This is a genomic window from Nocardia sp. NPDC058058, from assembly GCF_042885355.1.
GTDB lineage: Bacteria > Actinomycetota > Actinomycetes > Mycobacteriales > Mycobacteriaceae > Nocardia.
On the sequence record NZ_JBHVSA010000005.1, the window covers coordinates 246,957 to 268,907 of the forward strand.

The following is a 21,951-nucleotide window of genomic DNA, read 5'->3' on the forward strand; positions in this document are numbered from 1 at the left end:
ATGACCGCCACCCTGGAGTCTCCCCCGGAACCACGACGCGACCACTGGTGGCGGACCATCCACTGGCGACCGGTGGCGCGCATGGCGCTGGTGCTCGCCTGCACGGTGGGGGCGTTCTGGAATCTGTGGGCCGAACTGATCGAGGATGTGCGACAGGGCTCCGATATCGGCTTCGTCTTCGCGTTGCCGGTGCTGGCGCTGTTCGCCGCCATCGGCATCGCACTGCGGCATCAGGATGAATTGCCCATCTACGACCGGCAATCCGACATCATCGTCGGCATGCTCGGACTGGCGCTGACCGCGGCGCTACAGGGCCTGCTGGTGTTGCGCTACCGGTACGAGTACGAGGTGCTGCACCTGGATCTCATTGCCGCGCCGCTGTTCCTGATGAGCGTGAGCATCCTGATGTTCGGGCTGCGCCCGGTGTTCCGGTTCTGGCCCGCCTGGCTGCTGTTCCTGGCCGGGTTCCCGTGGTTCTACCGCGGCACTCTGGTGCTGTTCGGCGCGACCAAGCTCGCCGAGGGCATGGCGGCGCTGGTGTTCGCCACCATCGCGGCGGCGATCGCGGCGGGGCGCACCTGGCAACGAGCCCTGGCGGCGGCGGTCGGGGCGATCGGGGTGGGCACGCTGGTGCTGGCCGGGCTGGCCATCGGGTTCCCGCACGCGCATCAGCTTGTCTACCAGCTGGTTCCGTCGGTGGTGACGGTGTTCGCGGTATCGGCGATCATGTACCTGGATCAGCGCGGCTGGTCGCATGTGCGGCCGTTGAACCGACCGGTGCGGCCGCTCACGGCGGGGCAATCGCGCAGTGCCGCGGTGACCGCGATCGTGGCGGCGGCCCTGTTCGCGATGATCCCGGTGCCCGAGGAGTACAAGGTGCCCAGTCCGGTCGTGCCGGGATTGGTCATCGCGCACGCGCCCGCCATACCGGGCGGCTGGACGCTGCTGGGCGAACGCCAATACCCCTGGGCCTCCAAGTATTACGGCCCGAACACCACCTGGGTGCGGCAGCGGATCCGGGCCGAGCGCGGTAATCCGGAGTGGGACAAGGAATCCCGGCGACGCCGGATCATGGTCGATATCCTGCGCTCGGACAGCCCGCACAATGTGGACCGGTATCCGCAGTTCACCATGTACGAGCTGATCCAGCCGCGCGTGACGCCCGGCAGGCATGTCGATCTCGGGCACGGGGTCACCGCACGGCTCAATACCGTGCTCGATGATCAGCGGCTGCTCAGCTGGAGCTATCTGAGCTGGAACTGGCAGGGCCAGGGCGGTGCGGAGCGGGTCACGCTGATCGCGGCCGACAATCATCTGCCCGATGCCGCCTTCCCGAGGCCCGAACCGTGGGCGGTCAGCAATCTGAACAATCTGCTGCATCAGTTCCTGCGCGGCAATGCGGTCAATGTCGATCCCGATTCCGATCTCGAAGATGTCGATCTCGAGCTCAAGGACGGCGAGATGCTGATTTCGGTGGGCCGGGAAATGGTGCGATTGGGGGCGGGCGGATGACCGCGGAGCTGCCCGGACTGGCCACCCCGCAGGAGCGCGAGTACGCGCTGCGCATGGCCGTGCAGGGTTTGCGCGAGAACGATCCGATGGCCTCGGCCTCGGTGGCTTTCCTGCCATGGCAACGCAATACGGTCATCGCCGCGGTATTGATCGTGCTGGTGTGCGCGGTCTTCGCACCGTTGACGACGCTGACCGTGCTGGTGGCGGTGTGCACGCTCGGCTATATCGCGGTGATCGTGGACCGGGTGCTGATCTTCACCCGGGGTATGGCCCGCGATGCCATCCTGACCGTGAGTGATGAACAGGCGCTGGCGCTTTCGGATGATCAGCTGCCGCCGTACACGATTCTGGTGCCCGCCTACGGCGAACCCGAGGTGGTCGGTGATCTCATCGCCGCGCTGAACGGGCTGAACTATCCGCGCGATCGCATGCAGGCGCTGCTGCTGCTCGAGGAGGACGACGCGCCGACCATCGACGCCGCCCGCGCGGCCGGAATCGGTACGGCCGGAAGCGAACACATCACCATCGTGCTGGTGCCCGCCGCCGATCCGCGCACCAAGCCCAAGGCCTGCAATTACGGATTGCACGCCGCCACCGGCGATATCGTCACCATCTACGACGCCGAGGACATTCCCGATCCGCTGCAATTGCGGCGCGTGGTGGCCGCGTTCGGTGGTCTGCCGCGGTCGGTGGTGTGCGTCCAGGCCAAACTGGCGTTCCACAATGCCCGGCAGAATCTGCTGACCGCCTGGTTCACCATGGATTACGGGCTCTGGTTCGGCTTCCTGCTACCCGGGCTGATGCGCAGCGCCGCGCCGATTCCATTGGGCGGCACCTCGAATCACTTCCGGCGCAATGTGCTCATCGATATCGGGGCGTGGGATCCGTACAACGTCACCGAGGACGCCGATCTCGGGGTGCGAATCGCGGCGCGCGGATACTCCACGGCCGTCATCGATTCCACCACCCTGGAGGAGGCGAATCCGGATCCGATCAACTGGATTCGGCAGCGCTCACGCTGGTACAAGGGGTATTTGCAGAGCTGGCTGGTGCACGCGCGGCGGCCGGTGCAGCTGTGGCGCAAGATCGGTCCGGTCAGCTTCCTGCGGTTCACCCTGATTCTGGCGGGGACGCCGATCATCGCCTGCCTGAATCTGCTGTTCTGGTTCGTCACGCTCACCTGGATTTTCGGCCAGCCCTGGCTCATCGAGAAGCTGTTTCCGGCGGCGGTGTACTTCCCGGCGCTGATCGCGCTGGTACTCGGGAACGCGGCGACGGTGTACATGAATCTGATCGCGTGCCGGGAGAACGGTCGGCCGGATCTGCTGTGGGCGTGCCTGTTGTCCCCGGCCTACTGGGTGCTCATGGCGGTGGCCGCGACCAAGGGGTGCTGGCAGTTGGTACGTAATCCGTCTTACTGGGAGAAGACTTTCCACGGTTTGGGCACCGCGAAGGAGACGGCCGAATGACCGCGGTGCGCACACCCCGGGTGATCTTCGCGGTATCGGCGGTGCTGTATCTGTGCGTGGGTGTACTGCTCACCGCCGGGCGGGGTTATCTGGGCGGTGACGCGCTGAGCCGGGTGGCGGCCACCCAGTCCGCGATTCTGAGCCGCGATCCGCATCTGTCGGCCATCGGATTCGTGTTCACCCCGCTCACCTCGCTGGCGCAGTTGCCGTTCGTGGCGTTCGCGCAGTGGTCGGCGGGGATCACCCGGTGGGGTCTGTCCGGGGTGCTGATGACCTCGCTGTTCATGGCGGGCGCGGTGGTCATGGTGTGGGGTATCGGCGGGGATCGCGGTGCGCCGCAGTGGCTTCGCATCGTCATCACGCTGGTGTTCGCGCTCAATCCGATGGTGGTGTTCTACGGCGGCAACGGCATGAGCGAGGCGCTGTTCCTGTTCTGCCTGTGCTGGGCGGCGCGGCGGCTGATGCGCTGGGTGCGCACCGACGGGGTGCACGATCTGGTGGCCACCGGTATCGCGCTGGGGCTGGGATATCTGACCCGGTACGACGCACTCGCCCCGGCGATGGGCGCGGCGGTGCTGGTATTCGGGCTCAGCTATTACCGGCGGCGCGCGGCCGAGCATCGATTCGCCGGGGCGGCGATGGATCTGGTGCTGGTGACGGCCCCGGTGACGCTGGCGTTCGTGGTGTGGGCGGGAACCAGCTGGCTGATCACCGGGCAGGCGTTTCAGCAATTCACCTCGCAGTACGGCAATTCCGCGATTCTGACGCAGTCGGGAGCGGGCGGGCCCGGGAATCCGATCGCGGCGATGCAGTATTCGCTCGGCGCCATGCTGATTCTGGCTCCGCTGCTGCCGCTGCTGGTGCCGATCACCGGGGCGCTGGGCATTCGGCGGCGGGATTGGCAGGTGGCGGTGCCGATGCTGCTGTTCGGTTCGGTGCTGGCATTCCAGATGCTCAGTTACGCAATGGGTTCCACCTTCGCGTTCCTGCGGTTCTATATCGCGGCGATTCCGCTGACGGCGATCCTGGCGCTGCTCATCGCGCCCGCGCACGGTTTCCCGCCGACCAAGCGGGCCGGGCAGTACGAGGACCGCGAGCCTGCCGCACCGCTGATCGCCACCCGCTCCTGGCGACCGCTGGCGGGCGCGGCGCTGGCGGCGGTGCTGTTGATCGCGGGGCTGCCGGTGACGGTGCTGGGCATGAACAATCAGCTGATGGCCGTGCAGGAGTATTCGCTCGAGGCGGTGCTGTTCCCGAATCCGGACAATGTGTCCGCCAAATACAACGACGAGGTCCGCATCGCCGCGACCTTCCGCACCGAACGGCGGCTGGCCGAGTATCTCGACGCGCTGGACCTGCCGCGCGGCGCGGTGGTGATGGACACCGTGTACGGGTTCGCGGTGCTGGTGGCCTCGGAGAAGCCGGATCGGTTCGTCATCCCCTCGGATCGCGATTTCGTGCGGGTGCTGAACCGGCCGCTGGATCGCGGGGTGAAATACATTCTGGCGGTGCCCAATACCGGTCGCGGCACCTCCGACGCGGTGAATCGGCGCTATCCCAGCATGTACGAGAACGGCGCGCAGATCGCCACATTGGAGCTGGAGATCCCCAATGACGGTGCGGGTCAGCCGGATTGGCGGCTGTACCGGGTGATCGGCAGCTGACTACTGTCCCAGGGTGGTGTGCTGGGCGACCACCGGCCAGAGCGGATCGTCCGGGCCGACATCGTAGGTGCATTCGCCATGGCGCGGATCGGGGACGAACGCCCAGATGAGCGCCCCCGCGGTACCGGCCCGGCGCTGACCGTCCATGCGGCGCACCATGATCTCGGCGCGCTTCTCCAGGGTGTCGCAAGAACCGGCGTATTCGCCGATCTCCCCCACCAGCAAGGGTTTTCCGAGTTCCCGGGACTGCGCGATGCGCCGGGCCAGGCCGTTGGCCGCGTCACCGGGTAGCGGGTTGCCGTCCTCGGTGTAGTCGTGGAATTCGGTCACGTCCACATTGCGCGATCCGCTGGCCACGCTGAACGCGTCGCCGGCGATACCGCATTGGCTGCCGCCGACATATCCGGCGAAGAGCAGGCGCTGGGGATCCAGGGTGCGCACGATATCCCCGGCGTCGTCCATGAACGTGCGCAGCACCTGGGCGGCGTCGGCGGGACAGGTGCGGTGCCGCAGATCGCAGCGATTGTGATCGCAATTGCTCGGTTCGGGTTCGCCGACCAGTTCCCAGCCCGCCAGCACCGGGGAGCCGCGCCAGCGGGCCACGGCGGTGTTGACCCAATCCCGGTAGCTCATGACCGAACGGCCGGGCACCTCGATGAGTTTGGTCCAGCCGTCCACGTACCACTGTCGCTGTTTGTAGACCTCGTCACCGCAATCGCCGGTCTGCGCGGCCAGCACGGGAAGCACCATCTGGCCGTACTTCTCGGCCGCCGAGAACACCACGTCGGCGGGTTTGAAATTGAGTTCGCCGGTGTCCTTGTTCACCACGAAGGCCTGGAAGAGCGCGAATCGGGTGAGGCTGTTGGGCGGCAGGGCACGGAAGAAGGCGTCCAGATCGACCTCGGCCCCGCAGCCGAAATTGACGGCGTAATCGGTGGCCAACTGCGGGCCGTTGAAACCGCTCGGCCACCACGGCTGGCCGCGCAGGCGCAACCCGTCCGGGGTGGCGGTGACGGCATTGGGCGCCGACGGCGCGCCCTGCGGTTGCGGAATGCTGCGCGCCGCACGGGGTTGCGAGGTGGTCACCACCGAATGCGGGCCACTGTGACCGCAGCCGACGAGCAGTCCGGTGGCCGCGAGCACGGCCAGTAGTCGAGCGCGCGGAAAAGCCACCTCGGACATCCTCTCCGGTCCTGATCACGGCTGTGCCTATCGGCACCCTACTGCCGTGATCAGGTAAATCCGGGGAGGCTCAGCCCGCCAGGCAGCCGGGGCCGAGCAGTGCCTTGAGATCGCCCATGAGTGCCGAGGACGGTGAAACCCGCAGGTTGTCAGCGACTTTGAGCACCGTGGTGCGCTCGCGCGAGCCGACGTGGCGGATATGCACGTCCGCGGTGCCCGGATGGCTGCTGAGCACCCGCTTGAGCGCGCTGATCTTGTCCGGGGTGCAGAGCCGGGTCGGGATCACCACCGACATCGGCTTATCCACGCCGATGGACGAAAGATCCGGCACCACAAGGTCATTGGCGATCAGCGAGATGCGATCGTCGCGGGCCGAGACGCGCGCCTTCACCAGCACGATGGCGTCCTCGGTGACATCCATGCCGTACACCGAATAGGACTGCGGGAAGAACAGCACCTCGATACCACCGCTGAGGTCTTCCAGCTGCGCCGAAGCCCAGGCCAGGCCGTTCTTGTTGACGCGGCGGGTGACGCTGGCGAAGATGCCGCCGATGGTGACCTGCTGACCGTCCTTGACATCACCGTCGAGAATGGTCGGGATCTGAGTGTCGGACTGCGCCGCGAGCACATGCTCGACACCGTTGAGCGGATGCCCGGACACGTACAGGCCCAGCATTTCCCGCTCCAGGGCGAGCTTGTGCTTGGTCTCCCACTCCTCGTCGGGGACCTTCACATTGAAGACGCTGGCCATCGAATCGTCGTCGTCCAAACCGCCGAAGAGGTCGAACTGGCCGATGGCCTCGGCCTTCTTGGTCGACATGACCGCGTCGATGGCATCGGAGTGCACCAGCAGCAGACCCTTGCGCGGATGCCCGAGCGAATCGAAAGCGCCCGCCTTGATGAGGGATTCGATGACCTTCTTGGAGCAGGCGGCGGCGTCGACCTTGTTCAGATAGTCGGAGAAGTCGGTGAACTTCGACTTCTCCTTGCGCGCGGCGATGATCGAGGACACCACGTTCGCGCCCACATTGCGGACCGCGCCCATGCCGAATCGGATATCGCCGCCGACGGAAGCGAATTCGATCTCGGACTCGTTGACATCCGGCGGCAGCACCTGAATGCCCAGGCGGCGGCAGTCGGCCAGATATACCGCGGCCTTGTCCTTGTCGTCACCGACGGAGGTGAGCAGACCGGCCATGTATTCGGCGGGATAGTTGGCCTTGAGGTACGCGGTCCAGAACGACACCAGGCCGTAGCCGGCGGCATGCGATTTGTTGAACGCGTATCCGGCGAACGGAAGAATGGTGTCCCACAGGGCTTTCACGGCCGGTTTGGAGAAACCGTTCTCGACCATGCCCGCTTCGAAGCCCTCGAACTCGGCTTCCAGGACCGAGGCCTTCTTCTTACCCATGGCGCGGCGCAGAATATCGGCTCGGCCGAGCGAGTAGCCGGCGACCTTCTGCGCGATCTGCATGATCTGCTCCTGATACACGATCAGGCCGTAGGTATCGCGCAGAATGTCCTTCAGGGGCTCTTCGAGCTCCGGATGAATCGGTTTGACCTCTTGCCGCCCGTTCTTGCGGTCGGCGTAGTCGTTGTGGGCGTTCATGCCCATGGGGCCGGGGCGGTACAGCGCGAGCACGGCGACGATGTCCTCGAAGCCGGTCGGCTGCATGCGCCGCAGCAGATCGCGCATGGCGCCGCCGTCGAGCTGGAACACGCCGAGAGTGTCACCGCGCGCGAGCAATTCGTAGGTGGGGGCGTCTTCGAGCGGCAGCGTGTCCAGGTCCAGGTCGATACCGCGGTTGGCCTTCATGTTCACCAGCGCGTCGCCGATGACGGTCAGGTTGCGCAGACCCAGGAAGTCCATCTTCAACAGGCCGATGGCCTCGCACGACGGGTAGTCCCAGCCGGTGATGATCGCGCCGTCCTGGGCGCGCTTCCACACCGGGATGGCGTCGGTGAGCGGTTCGGACGACATGATGACCGCGCAGGCGTGCACGCCCGCGTTGCGGATCAGGCCCTCGAGCCCGCGCGCGGTCTCGTAGATCTTGGCGACGTCCGGATTGTTGTTGATGAGTTCGCGGACCTCGGCGGCCTCTTTGTACCGCTCGTGCTCGGGATCCATGATGCCCGAGACCGAGATGTCCTTGGCCATGATCGGCGGCGGCAGCGCCTTGGTGATCTGGTCGGCGATGGCGAAACCGGGCTGACCGAACTGTACGCGCGCCGAATCCTTCAGCGCCGCTTTGGTTTTAATGGTACCGAAGGTGATCACCTGTGCGACCCGGTCACTACCCCACTTCTCGGTGGCGTAGCGGACCATCTCACCGCGGCGGCGATCGTCGAAGTCGATATCGATATCGGGCATGGATACGCGCTCGGGATTGAGGAAGCGCTCGAAGAGCAGCCCGTGCGGGATCGGGTCGATATTGGTGATGCCCATGGACCAGGCGACCAGCGAACCGGCGGCCGAACCACGACCCGGGCCGACGTGGATGCCGACCGAGCGGGCGTAGGTGATGAGGTCGGCGACGATGAGGAAGTAGGCCGGGAAGCCCATTTCGATGATGACGTCGAGTTCGAAGTCCGCGCGCGGCAGGTATTCCGGCGGAATGCCATTGGGGAACCGGCGATGCAGACCGGTCATGACCTCGTGCCGCAGCCAGCTGCCCTGGGTCTCGCCCTCGGGCACCGGGAAGATCGGCATGCGGTCGCGCGGGGCCCACACCTCGTCGTAGGACTGCACGCGCTCGCCGATGAGGACCGTGTTGTCGCACGCGCCGGGGACCTCGTCATCCCAGATGGCGCGCATTTCCTCGGCGGATTTGAGGTAGTAGCCGGAGCCGTCGAACTTGAACCGGGTCGGGTCCGAGAGCGTCTTGCCGGTCTGAATGCACAGCAGCGCTTCGTGATTGCCCGAATCGGTCTCGTGCACGTAGTGGCAGTCGTTGGTGGCCAGCGGCGGGATGCCCAGCTCGCGGCCGACCATGAGCAGGCCCTCGCGCACGCGGCGTTCGATGGACAGGCCGTGGTCCATGATCTCCAGGAAGAAGTTCTCCGGACCGAAGATCTCCTGCCATTTGGCGGCGGCCTCGAGGGCTTCGCGCTCCTGGCCCAGGCGCAGGCGGGTCTGCACCTCGCCCGAGGGGCAGCCGGTGGTGGCGATGATGCCCGCCGCGTGCTCGGCGATGATGTCGGCGTCCATGCGCGCCCACTTGCCGAGCTGACCCTCGATTGAGGCGAGGCTGGAGAGTTTGAACAGGTTCCGCAGACCCTGCGCGTTCTCCGCGACCATGGTCATATGCGTGTACGCGCCGGAACCGGAGACGTCATCGCTCTTCTGCGAGGGATCGCCCCACTGCACGCGCTTGGTGTTGAACCGGGATTCGGGCGCGATGTACGCCTCGATCCCGATGATCGGCTTGATGTCCTGCTGCTTGGCGGAGTTGTAGAACTCCGAAGCGCCGTACATATTGCCGTGGTCGGACATGCCGACCGCGGTCATGCCCAGGCGTTTGGCCTCTTTGAACAGAGGCGTGATCTTCGCCGCGCCGTCGAGCATCGAGTACTCGGTGTGGTTGTGGAGATGGACGAATGATCCCGACGAGGCTGACACCCGAACATCCTAAGCGCCCCCACCGACTGGTTTCGAAGGCACGCGGACGTGACTTGCGCGTACGGCGTTTCGCTCTGCGCGTGTCGTGTTCAAGGTCACTCTCAGGGCTGTGAGACCGGTGCGGAATCGGGCACTTCGAGCGGTTCACCCGCCTGCGCGCGGGACAGCGCGACGGTCGCGACGCACATGACGAGCACCGCCACGATCACGAACGCGGTGCCGACCGGACCGCTGCGCAACCGCTCGTCCAGCACGGTGATCCCGACGAACGCGGCGACCAGCGGTTCGGCGATCGTGAACGCCGGAAGGCACGCGGCCAGTGACCCGGCCTGATATCCGCGCTGTTGGAGATACACGCCCCCGACTCCGGTGAGCACCAGTACGTAGATTTCCCAGCTGGTCAACGCCGAGCTGATCGACTGCCCGAACAATCGAGTCACATTGGCGGTCAACGCCGCCGACACACCCACCAGCGTGCCGCCCGCGCCGCCGAGCAGAAGCGCCCGCAGCGCAGGCGTTTTCACCACCCGCGCCCCGATGACCCCCGCCGCCACCACCGCGAACACCAGTCCCAGCGGCCACAGCCAGCGATGCCACGGCGCGTTGTCCAGTCCCTCGGTCGGATCACCGACGATCAGGAACACCGCCAGCGCCACCGACAGCGCAAGCGCGTTGGCCCACATGCTCGCCGTGGTCTTGCGCCCGCTGTACCGCGCCGCCATCGGCAGGGCGAATACCAGCGCACTGACCAGAATCGGCTGCACGATCAACACCGACCCGAGCGCCAGCGCCGCCACCTGGAACGCGAATCCCCCACCGTCCCCGATCATCCCGGCCCACCACCGCGGATTGCGGATCAGCGCCCGCATCAGCCCTTCGCCCTCGGGCACCGCCGCGGCGGCACTCTGCTGCGCCACCGCCGACACCGCGAACAACAGAGCCGCGACGAACGCACAAATCACCGCACCGAGAGGAAGCTGCACGCCCCCAGTCTGCCGCGCCCGGCTTTCCCCGTTTGAACCGGCGCGCTCGGTGGCGGATGATCACGCACTGAACTCGTTCGAGCAAAGGGAATTCGTATGTCGCCGTCCGACCGCACCACGGACGGTTCGACCGTCTACTACATCTCGCAGTCGCGCCTGCTGGTTCCGCTGCTGTGCGCGGTGGCGCTGGTGATCACCGGGATCGCGATGGTGGCGTTCGGCGGGTTGAAGGCGGTCATCGGGGGTGCGCTCGCGGTGCTGTTCTTCGGTTTCTGCGCGGTCCTGCTCGGGGTGCAATTCGTGCGGCGCAGCCCGCAGTTGACGATCTCCTTCCAGGGGCTGGCCTTCCGCAATCGCAGCCTCGGCTGGCATGAGATCGAACGAATCCGGCTGCGCCACACCGGCCGTCAGCACGCTCTCGAGGTACTCCCGCACCACCTCGAGAACCACAGCGCCGGGCTCTCCCCGGCGGGCCGGCTCCTCGCCCAGAGCAATACGGCGCTGGGCTACAGCCCGCTCACCATCACCGCGCAGACCCTGTCGGTCTCGGTCGACGATATCGCCCTCACCATCCGCCGCTACTGCCCGACGCTGCGGATCGAAGACCTGCGCAACTGAGATCCCTTGGTCGGCAAGGGCACTCAGGCCGCGCGGCGGCGGGCCGGGGTCTGGGCGGTGCGGCGCGTTGATCGAGCGCCCCGCACCGCCAGCGGCAGCACCCATGCCGAGGCCAGTTGGTCCGTGTAGAGGGCGGTCAGGGAGAGGCGGTTGTGGGTGAAGCCGACCGAGAGGCCGGTGTTGGGGTCGGCCCAGCCGAAGGAGCCGCCGAGGCCGATATGGCCGAAACCGGCTCGGGCTCCGGGTATCGGCAGGGAGTGGTAGCCCATATGCCAGAGCATGGGGATGTAGAAGAGGGCGTGATCGAGGGAGTAGGTCTCGATGTGCCGCATGGTCTTGATCGTTTGCGGTGATAGGAAGCGGCGGCCGTTGTGCATGCCGCCGTTGGCGAGCGCACCGTAGAGGGTGGCCAGACCGGTGGCGGTACAGACGCCGTTTCCGGCGGGGAGTTCGGTGTCGAGGATGGGCGGGGTGTCGCCCTCGAGGAAGTCCTCCAAGCCGGGGAGGAAGAGTGCGCGGGAGGCAGCGCCGAGTGCGCCGGGGAACGAATAGGCGCGGCCCAGGACCAGCGAGATATAGGTGGTGCCGACGAACGCGAGGCGGCCGCCGTGCATGGTGGCGGCGGTGGTGACCGAACCCGCCGGTGGCCTGCCGAGGTGGATACCGGTGGTGCCCAGTGGTTCCGCGACCTCGGTGCGGAAGAGTTCGGCCATACCGCGGCCGGTGACGGCGCGGGCCAGACCGGCCAGCAGCCAGCCGTAGGTGAGAGCGTGGTAGGTCGGGGTGCCCCGCAGATGATCGGGCTTGGCGGCGGCCAGCCGCTGTTCCATCAGCCGGTGATCGAGGATGTCGTCCAGACCGGCGGCGATATCGGGGAGGCCGGACAGCCCCGCGCGATGGGAGAGCAGGTGCCGCACGGTGATTCGCTCTTTGCCATTGGCGGCGAATTCGGGCCAGTAGTAGGCGACCGGGGTGTCGTAGTCGATGAGGCCGCGATCGGCGAGGCGGTGGATGACCGTCGCCGCAATGCCTTTGGTGGCGGAGAACACGATCGCGCCGGTATCGGCGTCCCAGGCGGTGCCGGGCGCGGATTCGCCGATCTGAATGTCCACCAGCGGGACGCCGCGCAGCTGCACGGTGAGCGCACCGCCCGCACCGGGCACCCCGCCCATGAAACGGGCGAAAGTCCGTACCAGCGGACCGAATTCGGGGGTCGCGTAACCGCCCACGCCGGTGGGTAGATCCGCGAGATCGTGGGCGATGGCGACGTTGCTCATCGATCCACGGTAGAAGCGCGCGGCGCGCCGGGCAATGGGATGACGGCGAGAGTTACCCGCGAATGCCCAGTGGTTATGCGGGGTGTCGAATCGGTAATGCGGGTGTGACCCCCGCGTACGCTGGGCGGCATGCGAGCCCTGCGGTCTCTTTCACTGAGTGTGCTGGTCGTGGTCGCCGTGGTGGTGGCGGGTTGCGCGTCGAAGAACGACGCGCCCGCGACACCCGCCGGGGTCCCCGGGGACTGGCACGGAAATATCGAGATTCCGGATCAGCCGTTGCCGGTCGGTGTCACCTTCACCGCGGACGGCAAGGCCACCATCGACATTCCGCTGCAAGGGGTGTCGGCGCAGGAGCTGGGCGGGGTGCAGACCGATCCGGATCAGGTGACGTGGACCATCACCGGATTCCCGGGCTCGCCATCGTTCAAGGGCAAGTTCGACAAGGGGTCGGACACCATCAAGGGCGAGTTCAGCCAGTCCGGTGCGACGTTCCCGTTGAATATGACACGCGGCAAGATCGCCGGATTGAATCGCCCGCAGGAGCCGAAACCGCCGTTCCCGTACAACTCCGAGGACGTCAGCTATCGCAGCGGCGATATCACCATCGCGGGCACGCTGACCGAACCGCGCAGCGCCGGACCGCATCCCGCCGTCGTGCTGATCACCGGCAGCGGACCGCAGGATCGCAATGAGGAAATCGCCGGGCACAAACCATTTCTGCTGATCGCGGACACTTTGACGCGCGCCGGATACGCCGTGCTGCGCACCGACGATCGGGGCGTCGGCGGTACCGGCGGCAAGATCGACGAGGCGAACTACGACCAGCTCGCCGCCGATGTCGTCGCGGGGGTGAGCTTCCTGCGCGGCCGTTCGGAGATCGACGGCAAACGCATCGGTTTGCTGGGCCACAGCGAGGGCGGCTATCTCGCCCCGCTGGCGGCGACCAAGCCGGACAGCGGTATCGCCTTCGCGATTCTCCAGGCGGGTCCGGCGGTACGCGGGTCCGAGGTGCTGATCGAACAGAACCGGCTCATCCTGGCCGCGGGCGGCGCGACCCAGGAACAGATCGACGCCCAGGTCGCCTACATCACCGGTCTGACCGAGGTGATGCGCGGCGGCGATCTCGACGCGGTCCGCAAATACGCGCACGCGCACAATGATTCGCTGCCCGCCGATCAGCGCGCCACCGATGAGGTGCTGGACGGCACCATCACCACCAGCATGCTGGCTCTGGTCAATTACGATCCGGCCCCGGCGCTGTCGGCCCTGCGGATTCCGGTGCTCGCGGTGTACGGCAGCAAGGATCTCCAGGTGCCGCCGGCCCAGAGCGAGAGCGCGGCGCGCACCGCGCTGGCCGCCGATCCCGATGCCACCGTGCACACCTTCGACGGGCTCAATCATCTGATGCAGCCCGCCAAGATCGGCCTGCCCGCCGAATACGCGGGCATCGACACCACCATCGATCCCCGGGTGCTGGATATGTACACCACCTGGCTCGAGCAGCGGTTCCCGCCGAAGCGTTAGCACCTGGCGGACCGGCTATTTCCTTGGAAGAGTGAGCACATGGGCATTTACGAGAATCAGGTCCTGCCCCGGATCATCGATCTGTCATGCGGTTCGGCCATGCTCGATCCGGTGCGCGAGCAGACCTGCGAGGGACTGCACGGCCGCGTGGTCGAGATCGGCTTCGGCTCGGGCCGCAATGTGCCGTTCTATCCGGGCGCGGTCGATACGGTGACCGCCGTGGAACCGGTCGATCGCGGCTGGCACATGGCGAGCAAGCGCGTCGCCGAGTCGAAGGTCCCCGTCGAGCGGTCCGGCCTGGACGGCCAGTCACTTCCATTCGCGGACAACAGTTTCGATTCGGCGCTGTCCACCTGGACGCTGTGCACCATTCCGGACGCACAGGCCGCACTCGCGGAATTGCGGCGCGTCCTGGTGCCCGGCGGCACACTGCATTTCGTCGAACACGGCCTCGCACCCGACGCCGGTGTCCAGAAATGGCAGCATCGCCTGAATCCGGTGCAGCAGACGCTGTTCGGCGGCTGCAATCTGAATCGCGATATTCGCGCGATGATCGAGGATTCGGGTTTCGAGATTCGCGAAGTGGATCGCTTCTACGAGAAGATGGCCCCGAAATTCCTGGGCGCGCTGTCACGGGGCGTGGCGATCTCGGCGTGAGCTCGCCACGCCCCGCGCCACGTACTACGTGGCGGGCCAGCCACCGTACGGAACGGTGATCAGCTCCATGTAGTGACCGTTGGGATCGGTGAAATAGATGCCCCGACCACCGTCATTGTGGTTGATCTCGTTCACGCCCTGCATACGCGGATCCGCATAGTAGGTGAGACCGCGCTCCTGGATCTTCTTGAAGGCCGAATCGAATTCGTCCTCCGAGACCAGGAAGGCGTAGTGCGTGGGGTGAATGCCGCCCGGAATATCCGGCGGGCTCTTGGCGAAATCGAAGGTGACGCCGTTGTGTACGGGCAGCGCGATGAACGGACCCCACTCCGCACCGACTTCCAACCCGAGGATATCCGCCCAGAATTCGGCGGTCTCCCGATTGTCCTTGCTCGCGACAATGGTGTGGTTGAACTGAATAGTTATCGGAATTCTCCTGTGTCCGTGGCGATCCCGACCCTGGACCGGTGCAAGTCGGCCAACAGGAGCACCGCCACACCCCCGAAGCTAGCCGCAAACCATCCAGCCCGCAAACCATCCAACCCAAACCGTTCAACCCGCAAACCCCCAAAACGGGGGTCCGGGGGCGAAGCCCCCGGCGGGGGCCGGGGGCAGAGCCCCCGATTCCGGGGGTCCGGGGGCAGAGCCCCTGGGAAAAATACAGCTACTACTTCTGCGCAGATGCCGAGGCCGAGAACGTGCTGAGCAGGCAGATCACACTCTGCGGGAACTGCTGGACGCAGACCTGCCCCGCGACATCAGCATTCTGCACGGGAGCCTCGTCCAGCGGTACGGCAGACGCGGTAGCGACGCCGGCCAGCGGCGCGAGCACCAGGGCGCTCACCAGGACTCCGGCACGAAAACGATTGCGCATGAAAATATTTCCTTCCAGGACGGTGACGGGGTACACCACCCGCTTGCAGGATAGTGATATGTGCACATTTCAGACAGGGGCGGAATACTCCTGCTCCGGCCGCCCGGTGCTGCCATAGCGCAACTGCATCCGCAGACCCCCCGTTGCCACCAGCGTAGCGAGATACCGCTGCGCCGTGGCGCGAGAAATCCCGATGGCCGCCGACACCTGCGCGGCGGACATGGGCGCGGTGGCCCGCTGGACGGCTTGCAGGACAAGGTCTTTCGTCGGCGAGGCAACCGCCGCCGCACCACTCGGCACCGCATTCGGCCGCAACGCCAGCAGCGCGGCATCGACCTCTGCCGCCCCGATCTCCGGCGCCGACAGGATCCGGCGATACCGCGCGTACCCCGCCAGCCGCGCAGCCAGCGCGGCATGTTCGAACGGCTTCACCAGATAACCCAGCGCCCCCGCCGCCAGCGCCCCCCGCACCGTCTCGGATTCGGTTGCGGCCGTGAGCATCATGGCGTCGAACCGAATCTCCCGCACCAGATTCACCCCCGAACCGTCGGGCAGATACACATCGACCAGCGCCAAATCGAACCCGCCCCGCCCGATCTCGGCCCGCGCGGCGGCAAGGGTATTCGCAACCGCCCCGACGACGAATCCCGGTAACGCCGAAACGATTCCGGCATGCATATTCGCCACCTGGAAGTCGTCATCGACCACCAGCACCTTCAGTTCTCCGCGGCCCACGCCGGTTCTCCCTCGATCAGCACACCCGGCAACCGGGCAATGAACTCCGCTCCCCGCAGCGGTCTTTCCGATTCCGCCGACTCCCCCGCACCGGATTCCCCGGTACTCGCGGCGACGCCACCCCGATGCGCGAGCCGAACCTCGCCCCCGCGCGCCCGCGCCACCTGACGGGACAGCGCCAGCCCCACCCCGCGTCCACCGGGTACATCCCCGCCGGAACGCGTCGAAACCCCTTCTACGAAAATCGAATCCACCAATTCCGCGGTCACCCCGGCACCGCTGTCCGCGACAGCGATGTGCAGCGTGTCGCCCTCCTGCACCAACTCCACTTCGACGACCGGCGATACGTCCGGACCTGTTTCGGCCGCCGCGTCGATGGCGTTGTCGAGAAGGTTCCCCAACACCGTCGTGACATCCACCGGCGCAGCGAGATTCGCGGTTACCCAGGTGTTGGGGCCGAGGCGGAGGTGGACGCCTTTTTCGCGGGCGTGGGCGGCTTTGGCGGAGAGGAAGGCTTGCAGGTAGGGGTCGGCGACGGTGTCGATACCGGGCAGGGCCGCGCCGAGGGGGCCGGAGCCGAGCAGTTCTTCCAGGTAATTCGCGGCCTCGTCGGGGCGGCCGGTGTGCAGCAGGCCGCTGAGCAGGTGCAGGCGGTTGGCGAATTCGTGGCGCTGGGCGCGCAGCACGGTGCTCATGGAGCGGACCGCGTCCAGTTGGCGGGTGAGCGATTCCACGTCGGTGCGGTCGCGCACGCTCAGCACCGCGCCGAGCGGGCGGCCGTCGCGGGTGACAGTGCGGGCGGTGACGACGACTATGCGCTCCCCCACCGCCGCCTGCACGGGTTGGCCGTCGGCGGCCCGGAAGGCTTGCAGCACACGGGGAGTCAGGTCGATGGCGTCGATATCCGCGCCGGGCGCGGCGGTGATGCCGAGCAGGCGGCGGGCTTCGTCGTTGATCACCGTGACCCGCCAGGCGACATCGGCGGCGACCACGCCCTCACCGATGCCGTGCAGCACGGCATCCTGTTCGCGCACCAGCTCCGCGAGCTCGGAGGGTTCCAGGCCGAGTGTCAGCCCGTGCCAGCGACGAGCCAGCAATACCGATCCGGCGATACCCGCCAGCAGTGCGCCGCCGATCAGCAGCCCGGCCCGGCGCAGATCGCGCAGCAGTTGTTCGCGCACGGCGGTGGTGGAGATGCCCACGCTCACCTCACCGACCACCCGGCCGGTACCGCGTTCGAGCACAGGCACTTTCGCGCGCACCGATTCACCGAGCGTGCCATGTTCGCGGATCACCACCTCGCCACCGGCGAGCGCCTTGGACGGGTCGGTGCTGACCATCTCGCCGAGCCGAGTGCGGTCCGGATGCGCCAGCCGCAGTCCGGCGTCATCGGTGATGACCACGAACAACGCTCCGGTGCGCAGTCGCGCGTCATCGGCGATATGCGCCAATTCGCCCTCGGCGAGCTCATCCTCGAGTTGCGGTCCGGGCCGCGATGCGGAATTGCTATAGCGCGCCACCTCGGTGCGCACCACCGGATCCGAGGCAACCGTGCGCGCGATGGCAAGCGCCCTTTCGCCGTACTCCCCCGACAGCCGCTGTCCGCTGACGTACGCGAATACGCCGAATGCCAGGCCCAGCGTCAATCCGACCACCGCGACCTGCAACAGCACGATCTGGGTCCGGAGGCGAACCGAGCGGGGGCCGAGCGAGAACACGGGCGACAGTGTAGAGAACCCCCGGCAAACGCATGAGCAGAATGCGCGAAACGTCCGAATCGCTGCTTGTGCGGGTAGCGCGCACAACCGGGCCCGGTGTGACCCGGGACACGTAACTTCTGTCCAACGCCGCAGGGACGCGGCAGGAATACAGGAGTGGCAATGACAGATCCGCTGATTGAGCTCAGGGGCGCGACCAAGCGCTTCCCCGGGACGAACGGTGGCATTCACACCGCGGTGCGCGACCTGAACTTCACCGTCGCGCCCGGCGAGTTCGTCGCCGTGGTCGGCCCGACCGGCTGCGGCAAGTCCACCACGCTGTCGCTGGTCTCGGGACTCGAACCCGCTTCGGCCGGAAGGACTCTGGTGCGCGGCACGGATGTGCGCGGCATCCCGGACGGCGTCGGCTACATGTTCCAGCAGGACGCGGTGCTGCCGTGGAAGACGGTGCTGGACAACGTGGCACTGGGCCCGGCGTTCCGGGGCGTGCCCAAGAAGGCCGCCCGCGAACGCGCCGCCGCCTGGGTGCGCACGGTCGGCCTCGCCGGATTCGAGGGCTACTACCCGCACCAGCTGTCCGGCGGTATGCGCAAGCGGGTATCGCTGGCGCAGACCCTGGTGAACGATCCCGAGATCATTCTCATGGATGAGCCGTTCAGCGCGCTGGACGTGCAGACCCGTCAGCTCATGCAGGACGAACTGCTGCGGGTGTGGTCCGGGACGAACGCGGCGGTCATCTTCGTGACGCACGATCTGGAGGAGGCCATCGCGCTCGCCGATCGGGTGGTGGTCATGACCGCTTCTCCCGCAACGGTTTGCGGTGATTTCAAGGTCGGCTTGGAGCGGCCTCGTGATGTCGAGGAGGTGCGGCTCACCGAGGAGTTCCGCGACCTCTACAAGGAAATCTGGGAAACGCTGCGCGATCAGGTCGAGGCAGCTCGCAGTAAGGGAGCCTCCCGTGTCGCTTGATGTCTTGCCGCAGAATGCCACCGCCACACCGGTTTTCGAAACCGAGGAGCAGATCCTCGCCCGAGTCCGTAATCAGGCGCGCAAGAACAAGATTCGCACCTGGAGCCTGCGCGCCCTGCTGGTCGCGTTGTGGCTCGGGTCCTGGGAACTGACCGCCTCGCTGTGGATCGACCCGTTCTTCTACTCCAAGCCCTCGCTCATCTGGGACCGGCTCGTCGAATGGTTCACCGAGGGCACGCAATTCGGATCCATCTGGCTCCAGCTCTACACCACGGTGCAGGAGGCGGTGCTGGGCTTCGTCATCGGCACCGTTGCCGGTGTGGTGCTGGGTGTGCTGCTGGGCCGTAGCCGCTACTGGGCCGATGTGCTCGCGCCGTTCATCAAGGCGCTCAACGCCGTTCCGCGTATCGTGCTGGCATCGCTGTTCATCATCTGGTTCGGCCTTGGCCTGAGCTCCAAGGTGGCGACCGTGGTGGTGCTGGTGTTCTTCGCGGTGTTCTTCAACGCCTTCACCGGCGCTCGCGAGGTGGACGGCAATGTGATCAACAATGCCCGCATTCTGGGCGCGTCCAAGCGCCAGGTGCTCACCTCGATCGTGCTGCCCAGCGCCACCACCTGGATTCTGTCCAGCCTGCACACCGCCTTCGGTTTCGCGCTCATCGGCGCGGTGGTCGGTGAATACGCCGGGGCCAGCAAGGGTTTGGGCCTGCTCATCTCGAACGCGCAGGGCACCTTCGACGCGGCCGGCATCTATGCGGGCATGATCGTCATCACCGTGGTGGCGCTGGTCGCGGAGTGGATCATCGGCCTGGCCGAGGGCCGCCTGCTGAAATGGCGTCCGTCGCAGGCTGCCGCGGGCCACGGCGGGATGTGAGCATGCGCTATCGCAAGAGCCTGGCGCTCATCCTGCTCGCCGTCTCCTCGCTGCTGCTGGCCACCGGCTGTCGCGATTCGCGCACCATTCCGACCGCGAACGGGCGGCCGCAGCTCACCATCATGGTCGGCGGGCTGGAGAAGGTGATCTACCTGCCCGCCATGCTGACCCAGCAGCTCGGCAATTTCGAACGCAATGACATCGATGTGACACTGCTCGGCGAACAGTCCGGCGCGACCGCCGAAACCGCGCTGCTCACCGGCGATGTGCAGGCCGTGGTCGGATTCTACGATCACACCATCGATCTGCAGGCCAAGGATCAATGCCTGCGCACCGTGGTCCAATTCGCCGATGTGCCGGGCGAAGTCGAGCTGGTGTCCACCGCGGACGCGGGAACCATCCGCTCCCCCAAGGACTTCGCGGGCCGCAATCTCGGCGTCACCTCGCTGGGATCCTCCACCGACTTCCTCACCCAGGCGCTGGCCGGGCAGGAGGGCCTGAGCACCTCGGACTACACCCGGGTGAAAGTCGGTGCGGGACAGACCTTCATCGCGGGTATGAACCACAATGGCATCGACGCGGGCATGACCACCGATCCGACCGTCGCCAAGATGGTCAGCTCCGGTGATGCCCAGGTGCTCATCGATATGCGCAATGAACTGGGCACCCGGGCCGCGCTGGGCGGGCTGTATCCGGCTGCCTCGCTGTACATGCGGTGCGAGACCGTGGACAGCCATCCGGAGATCGTGCAGAAGCTGGTCACCTCGTTCGTGCAGACCCTGCAGTGGATCAAGGCGCATTCACCGCAGGAGATCGCGGCGAAGATGCCCCCTCAGTACGCGGGTGGCGATCCCGCGCTGTACGTGAAGTCGGTCGGCGATTCGATCAGCATGTTCAACGGTGACGGGCTGATGAAACGCGAAGGCGCGCAGAACGTGCTGCGGATTCTGGGGCAGTACTCGCGCAATGTGAAGCCGGTGCGCGATCGCATCGATCTCGATGCCACGTACACGAATCAGTTCGTGGAACAGGCGCTGCGGCCCGCCGCGCAGTAGCGCCGGATTCGAAAAGCCCCGTGCGACCGCGCATCCGATGAGGGGATGCGGGGCTCGCACGGGTTTCCGATGTCCGCGCACCGAACCGGCCCTGCGTGGGGCGCGTGCACGGGCAGCGCATCACGCGTAGCGCGTGTCCGGCCCGCCGTGTTCATCGCGACTATGCCTGCGGGGCTGCTGATTCCGGCGTTCGCGCTGCCCGCGCGCGATCTCGGTGGCGAGCGCGTCCAGCGGTTGCGCGAACGGCTGCACGGTCAGCGCCGTGAGCCACTCGCGGGCCGCCCGCGTGGCCTCGGGATCGATGGCATAGATCCGGCGGGTGCCCTCGGCGCGCACGGTGAGCAGTCCGGCCTCGCGCAATACCTTGAGATGCTGGGAGACCCCGGGCTGCGAAATCGAGGTGAACTGTTGCGCCGCGGCGACAATCGCCCCGGCGGGCAGTTCGCCCGCGCCCACCAGTTCCAGGATGAAGCGGCGCACCGAATCACCGAGAGCGTCGAAGATTTTCGCCGGGGTTGTGGCCATCAGGATTCCGCGCTGCCCTCCGGCTCGACAGTGTAAAAGGTGATCGTATTGTCCCGCGCCGCACGGGCTACGACGGGATCGTCACCGTCGGCGATGGCGGCCGCGGCCCAGCCCTCGGCGGCCGCGCTAACGAATTCGATGCCGGGCGGGGTGGTCGGAAAGGCCAGTCCCGCAGCCGGATCCACCGATTCGCCGGATTCGATGTGCAGGCCCAGGGCCATCAGCGACAGATCCCAGCCGACGCCGACCGCGCCCGGACCGTACTGCGTCCAGAAGTCCGGGTCCACCAGCGCCTCGTGCACCAGCTCCAATGCGGTGCCGTCACCGTCCGGGGTGAGGCCGATGGTCAGCCAGGACATGGCCGGGCCCATTTCCCAGGTCACCGCGAAGCGTTCGGGGGCATCACATTCCTCGATGACCCCGCCCGCGTTCCCCTGGGTCTGATAGCGGCCGCCGGGCTTCAGCTCACCGGTCACCGGCAGGAACCAGCGCGGCAGCCGTTCCGGATTGGTGAGCGCGTCCCAGAGATCGGCCTGATCGGTGGCGTAGACGCGCCGGGCGACGGCGGTGCGGGTCGGCTTTCCGTCCCGCGAACCGGTGCGCACCTCACGCACGACCAGTCCGGCGACGGCGATCGGATCGTCGAGCAGGGCCATGACATCCTCCTTTATATAAGTTTCAACTTATACTACCCGG

The 21,951-nt window shown here is 66.6% G+C and carries 19 protein-coding genes; 9 read left to right on the forward strand and 10 right to left on the reverse strand.

The genetic code is table 11. The annotated features are described in order from the left end of the window. From ACFVUS_RS39650 to ACFVUS_RS39660, 3 genes are read left to right on the forward strand one after another with little or no spacing between them, the layout of a single operon-like run. Entirely contained in the window at positions 1–1,512 is a 1,512-nt protein-coding gene (locus ACFVUS_RS39650) for a hypothetical protein (RefSeq protein WP_387779231.1), read from the forward strand. Next, on the forward strand, positions 1,509–2,981 hold the full coding sequence (locus ACFVUS_RS39655; RefSeq protein WP_387779234.1) for a glycosyltransferase: 1,473 nt from the start codon (positions 1,509–1,511) through the stop codon (positions 2,979–2,981). Before ACFVUS_RS39650 ends, ACFVUS_RS39655 begins: the two co-directional genes overlap by 4 nt. Next, positions 2,978–4,645 (forward strand): ArnT family glycosyltransferase, encoded by a 1,668-nt coding sequence (locus ACFVUS_RS39660; RefSeq protein ID WP_387779237.1) that lies wholly within the window; start codon positions 2,978–2,980, stop codon positions 4,643–4,645. The genes ACFVUS_RS39655 and ACFVUS_RS39660 overlap by 4 nt, the downstream gene beginning before the upstream one ends. Here the strand turns inward: ACFVUS_RS39660 and ACFVUS_RS39665 are convergent, their stop codons facing one another. From ACFVUS_RS39665 to ACFVUS_RS39675, 3 genes are all read right to left on the reverse strand, one after another. Beyond that, positions 4,646–5,818: a beta-mannosidase gene (locus tag ACFVUS_RS39665; RefSeq protein WP_387779240.1), complete on the reverse strand. Its 1,173-nt coding sequence runs from the start codon at positions 5,816–5,818 to the stop codon at positions 4,646–4,648. It abuts the gene before it with no gap. Between the two features lie 79 nt (positions 5,819–5,897). After that, positions 5,898–9,446 (reverse strand): DNA polymerase III subunit alpha, encoded by a 3,549-nt coding sequence (dnaE, locus tag ACFVUS_RS39670; RefSeq protein WP_387779243.1) that lies wholly within the window; start codon positions 9,444–9,446, stop codon positions 5,898–5,900. A gap of 101 nt (positions 9,447–9,547) precedes the next feature. Beyond that, the gene (locus ACFVUS_RS39675; RefSeq protein WP_387779246.1) at positions 9,548–10,429 is read right to left on the reverse strand and encodes a DMT family transporter; all 882 of its coding nucleotides are present in this window, start codon (positions 10,427–10,429) and stop codon (positions 9,548–9,550) included. A gap of 96 nt (positions 10,430–10,525) precedes the next feature. Between ACFVUS_RS39675 and ACFVUS_RS39680 the strand changes: the two genes are divergently transcribed. Beyond that, positions 10,526–11,047 carry an STM3941 family protein gene (locus ACFVUS_RS39680; RefSeq protein ID WP_387779249.1) on the forward strand — a complete coding sequence of 174 codons (522 nt, stop codon included), beginning with the start codon at positions 10,526–10,528 and terminating at the stop codon, positions 11,045–11,047. Between the two features lie 23 nt (positions 11,048–11,070). Here ACFVUS_RS39680 and ACFVUS_RS39685 read toward each other — a convergent pair whose 3' ends face one another. Next, positions 11,071–12,324: a serine hydrolase domain-containing protein gene (locus tag ACFVUS_RS39685; RefSeq protein ID WP_387779252.1), complete on the reverse strand. Its 1,254-nt coding sequence runs from the start codon at positions 12,322–12,324 to the stop codon at positions 11,071–11,073. Positions 12,325–12,453: 129 nt separating this feature from the next. Here ACFVUS_RS39685 and ACFVUS_RS39690 point away from each other — a divergent pair, with 129 nt between their 5' ends. Both ACFVUS_RS39690 and ACFVUS_RS39695 read left to right on the forward strand, forming a co-directional pair. Continuing rightward, positions 12,454–13,848 (forward strand): alpha/beta hydrolase family protein, encoded by a 1,395-nt coding sequence (locus ACFVUS_RS39690; protein ID WP_387779255.1) that lies wholly within the window; start codon positions 12,454–12,456, stop codon positions 13,846–13,848. Between the two features lie 39 nt (positions 13,849–13,887). Next, positions 13,888–14,505, forward strand: coding sequence for a class I SAM-dependent methyltransferase (locus tag ACFVUS_RS39695; protein WP_387779258.1), 618 nt, complete (start codon positions 13,888–13,890; stop codon positions 14,503–14,505). Positions 14,506–14,529: 24 nt separating this feature from the next. Here the strand turns inward: ACFVUS_RS39695 and ACFVUS_RS39700 are convergent, their stop codons facing one another. From ACFVUS_RS39700 to ACFVUS_RS39715, 4 genes are all read right to left on the reverse strand, one after another. Next, the gene (locus tag ACFVUS_RS39700) at positions 14,530–14,931 is read right to left on the reverse strand and encodes a VOC family protein (RefSeq protein ID WP_387779910.1); all 402 of its coding nucleotides are present in this window, start codon (positions 14,929–14,931) and stop codon (positions 14,530–14,532) included. Between the two features lie 241 nt (positions 14,932–15,172). Further along, positions 15,173–15,379 (reverse strand): hypothetical protein, encoded by a 207-nt coding sequence (locus ACFVUS_RS39705; RefSeq protein ID WP_387779261.1) that lies wholly within the window; start codon positions 15,377–15,379, stop codon positions 15,173–15,175. Between the two features lie 69 nt (positions 15,380–15,448). Further along, entirely contained in the window at positions 15,449–16,114 is a 666-nt protein-coding gene (locus ACFVUS_RS39710) for a response regulator (RefSeq protein ID WP_387779264.1), read from the reverse strand. Next, on the reverse strand, positions 16,096–17,832 hold the full coding sequence (locus ACFVUS_RS39715; protein WP_387779267.1) for an ATP-binding protein: 1,737 nt from the start codon (positions 17,830–17,832) through the stop codon (positions 16,096–16,098). Before ACFVUS_RS39715 ends, ACFVUS_RS39710 begins: the two co-directional genes overlap by 19 nt. Before the next feature lie 162 nt (positions 17,833–17,994). Here ACFVUS_RS39715 and ACFVUS_RS39720 point away from each other — a divergent pair, with 162 nt between their 5' ends. The 3 genes from ACFVUS_RS39720 to ACFVUS_RS39730 are packed head-to-tail and all read left to right on the forward strand — an operon-like array spanning position 17,995 to position 20,730. After that, positions 17,995–18,801, forward strand: a complete 807-nt coding sequence (locus ACFVUS_RS39720) for an ABC transporter ATP-binding protein (RefSeq protein ID WP_387779270.1) — start codon at positions 17,995–17,997, stop codon at positions 18,799–18,801. After that, on the forward strand, positions 18,791–19,675 hold the full coding sequence (locus ACFVUS_RS39725) for an ABC transporter permease (RefSeq protein WP_387779273.1): 885 nt from the start codon (positions 18,791–18,793) through the stop codon (positions 19,673–19,675). The genes ACFVUS_RS39720 and ACFVUS_RS39725 overlap by 11 nt, the downstream gene beginning before the upstream one ends. Positions 19,676–19,677: 2 nt before the next feature. Then, positions 19,678–20,730: an ABC transporter substrate-binding protein gene (locus ACFVUS_RS39730; protein ID WP_387779279.1), complete on the forward strand. Its 1,053-nt coding sequence runs from the start codon at positions 19,678–19,680 to the stop codon at positions 20,728–20,730. A gap of 120 nt (positions 20,731–20,850) precedes the next feature. Here the strand turns inward: ACFVUS_RS39730 and ACFVUS_RS39735 are convergent, their stop codons facing one another. Beyond that, positions 20,851–21,255 (reverse strand): ArsR/SmtB family transcription factor, encoded by a 405-nt coding sequence (locus tag ACFVUS_RS39735; protein ID WP_387779282.1) that lies wholly within the window; start codon positions 21,253–21,255, stop codon positions 20,851–20,853. Next, positions 21,255–21,911, reverse strand: a complete 657-nt coding sequence (locus ACFVUS_RS39740; RefSeq protein ID WP_387779285.1) for an SRPBCC family protein — start codon at positions 21,909–21,911, stop codon at positions 21,255–21,257. The genes ACFVUS_RS39735 and ACFVUS_RS39740 overlap by 1 nt, the downstream gene beginning before the upstream one ends. Positions 21,912–21,951: the final 40 nt, after the last annotated feature.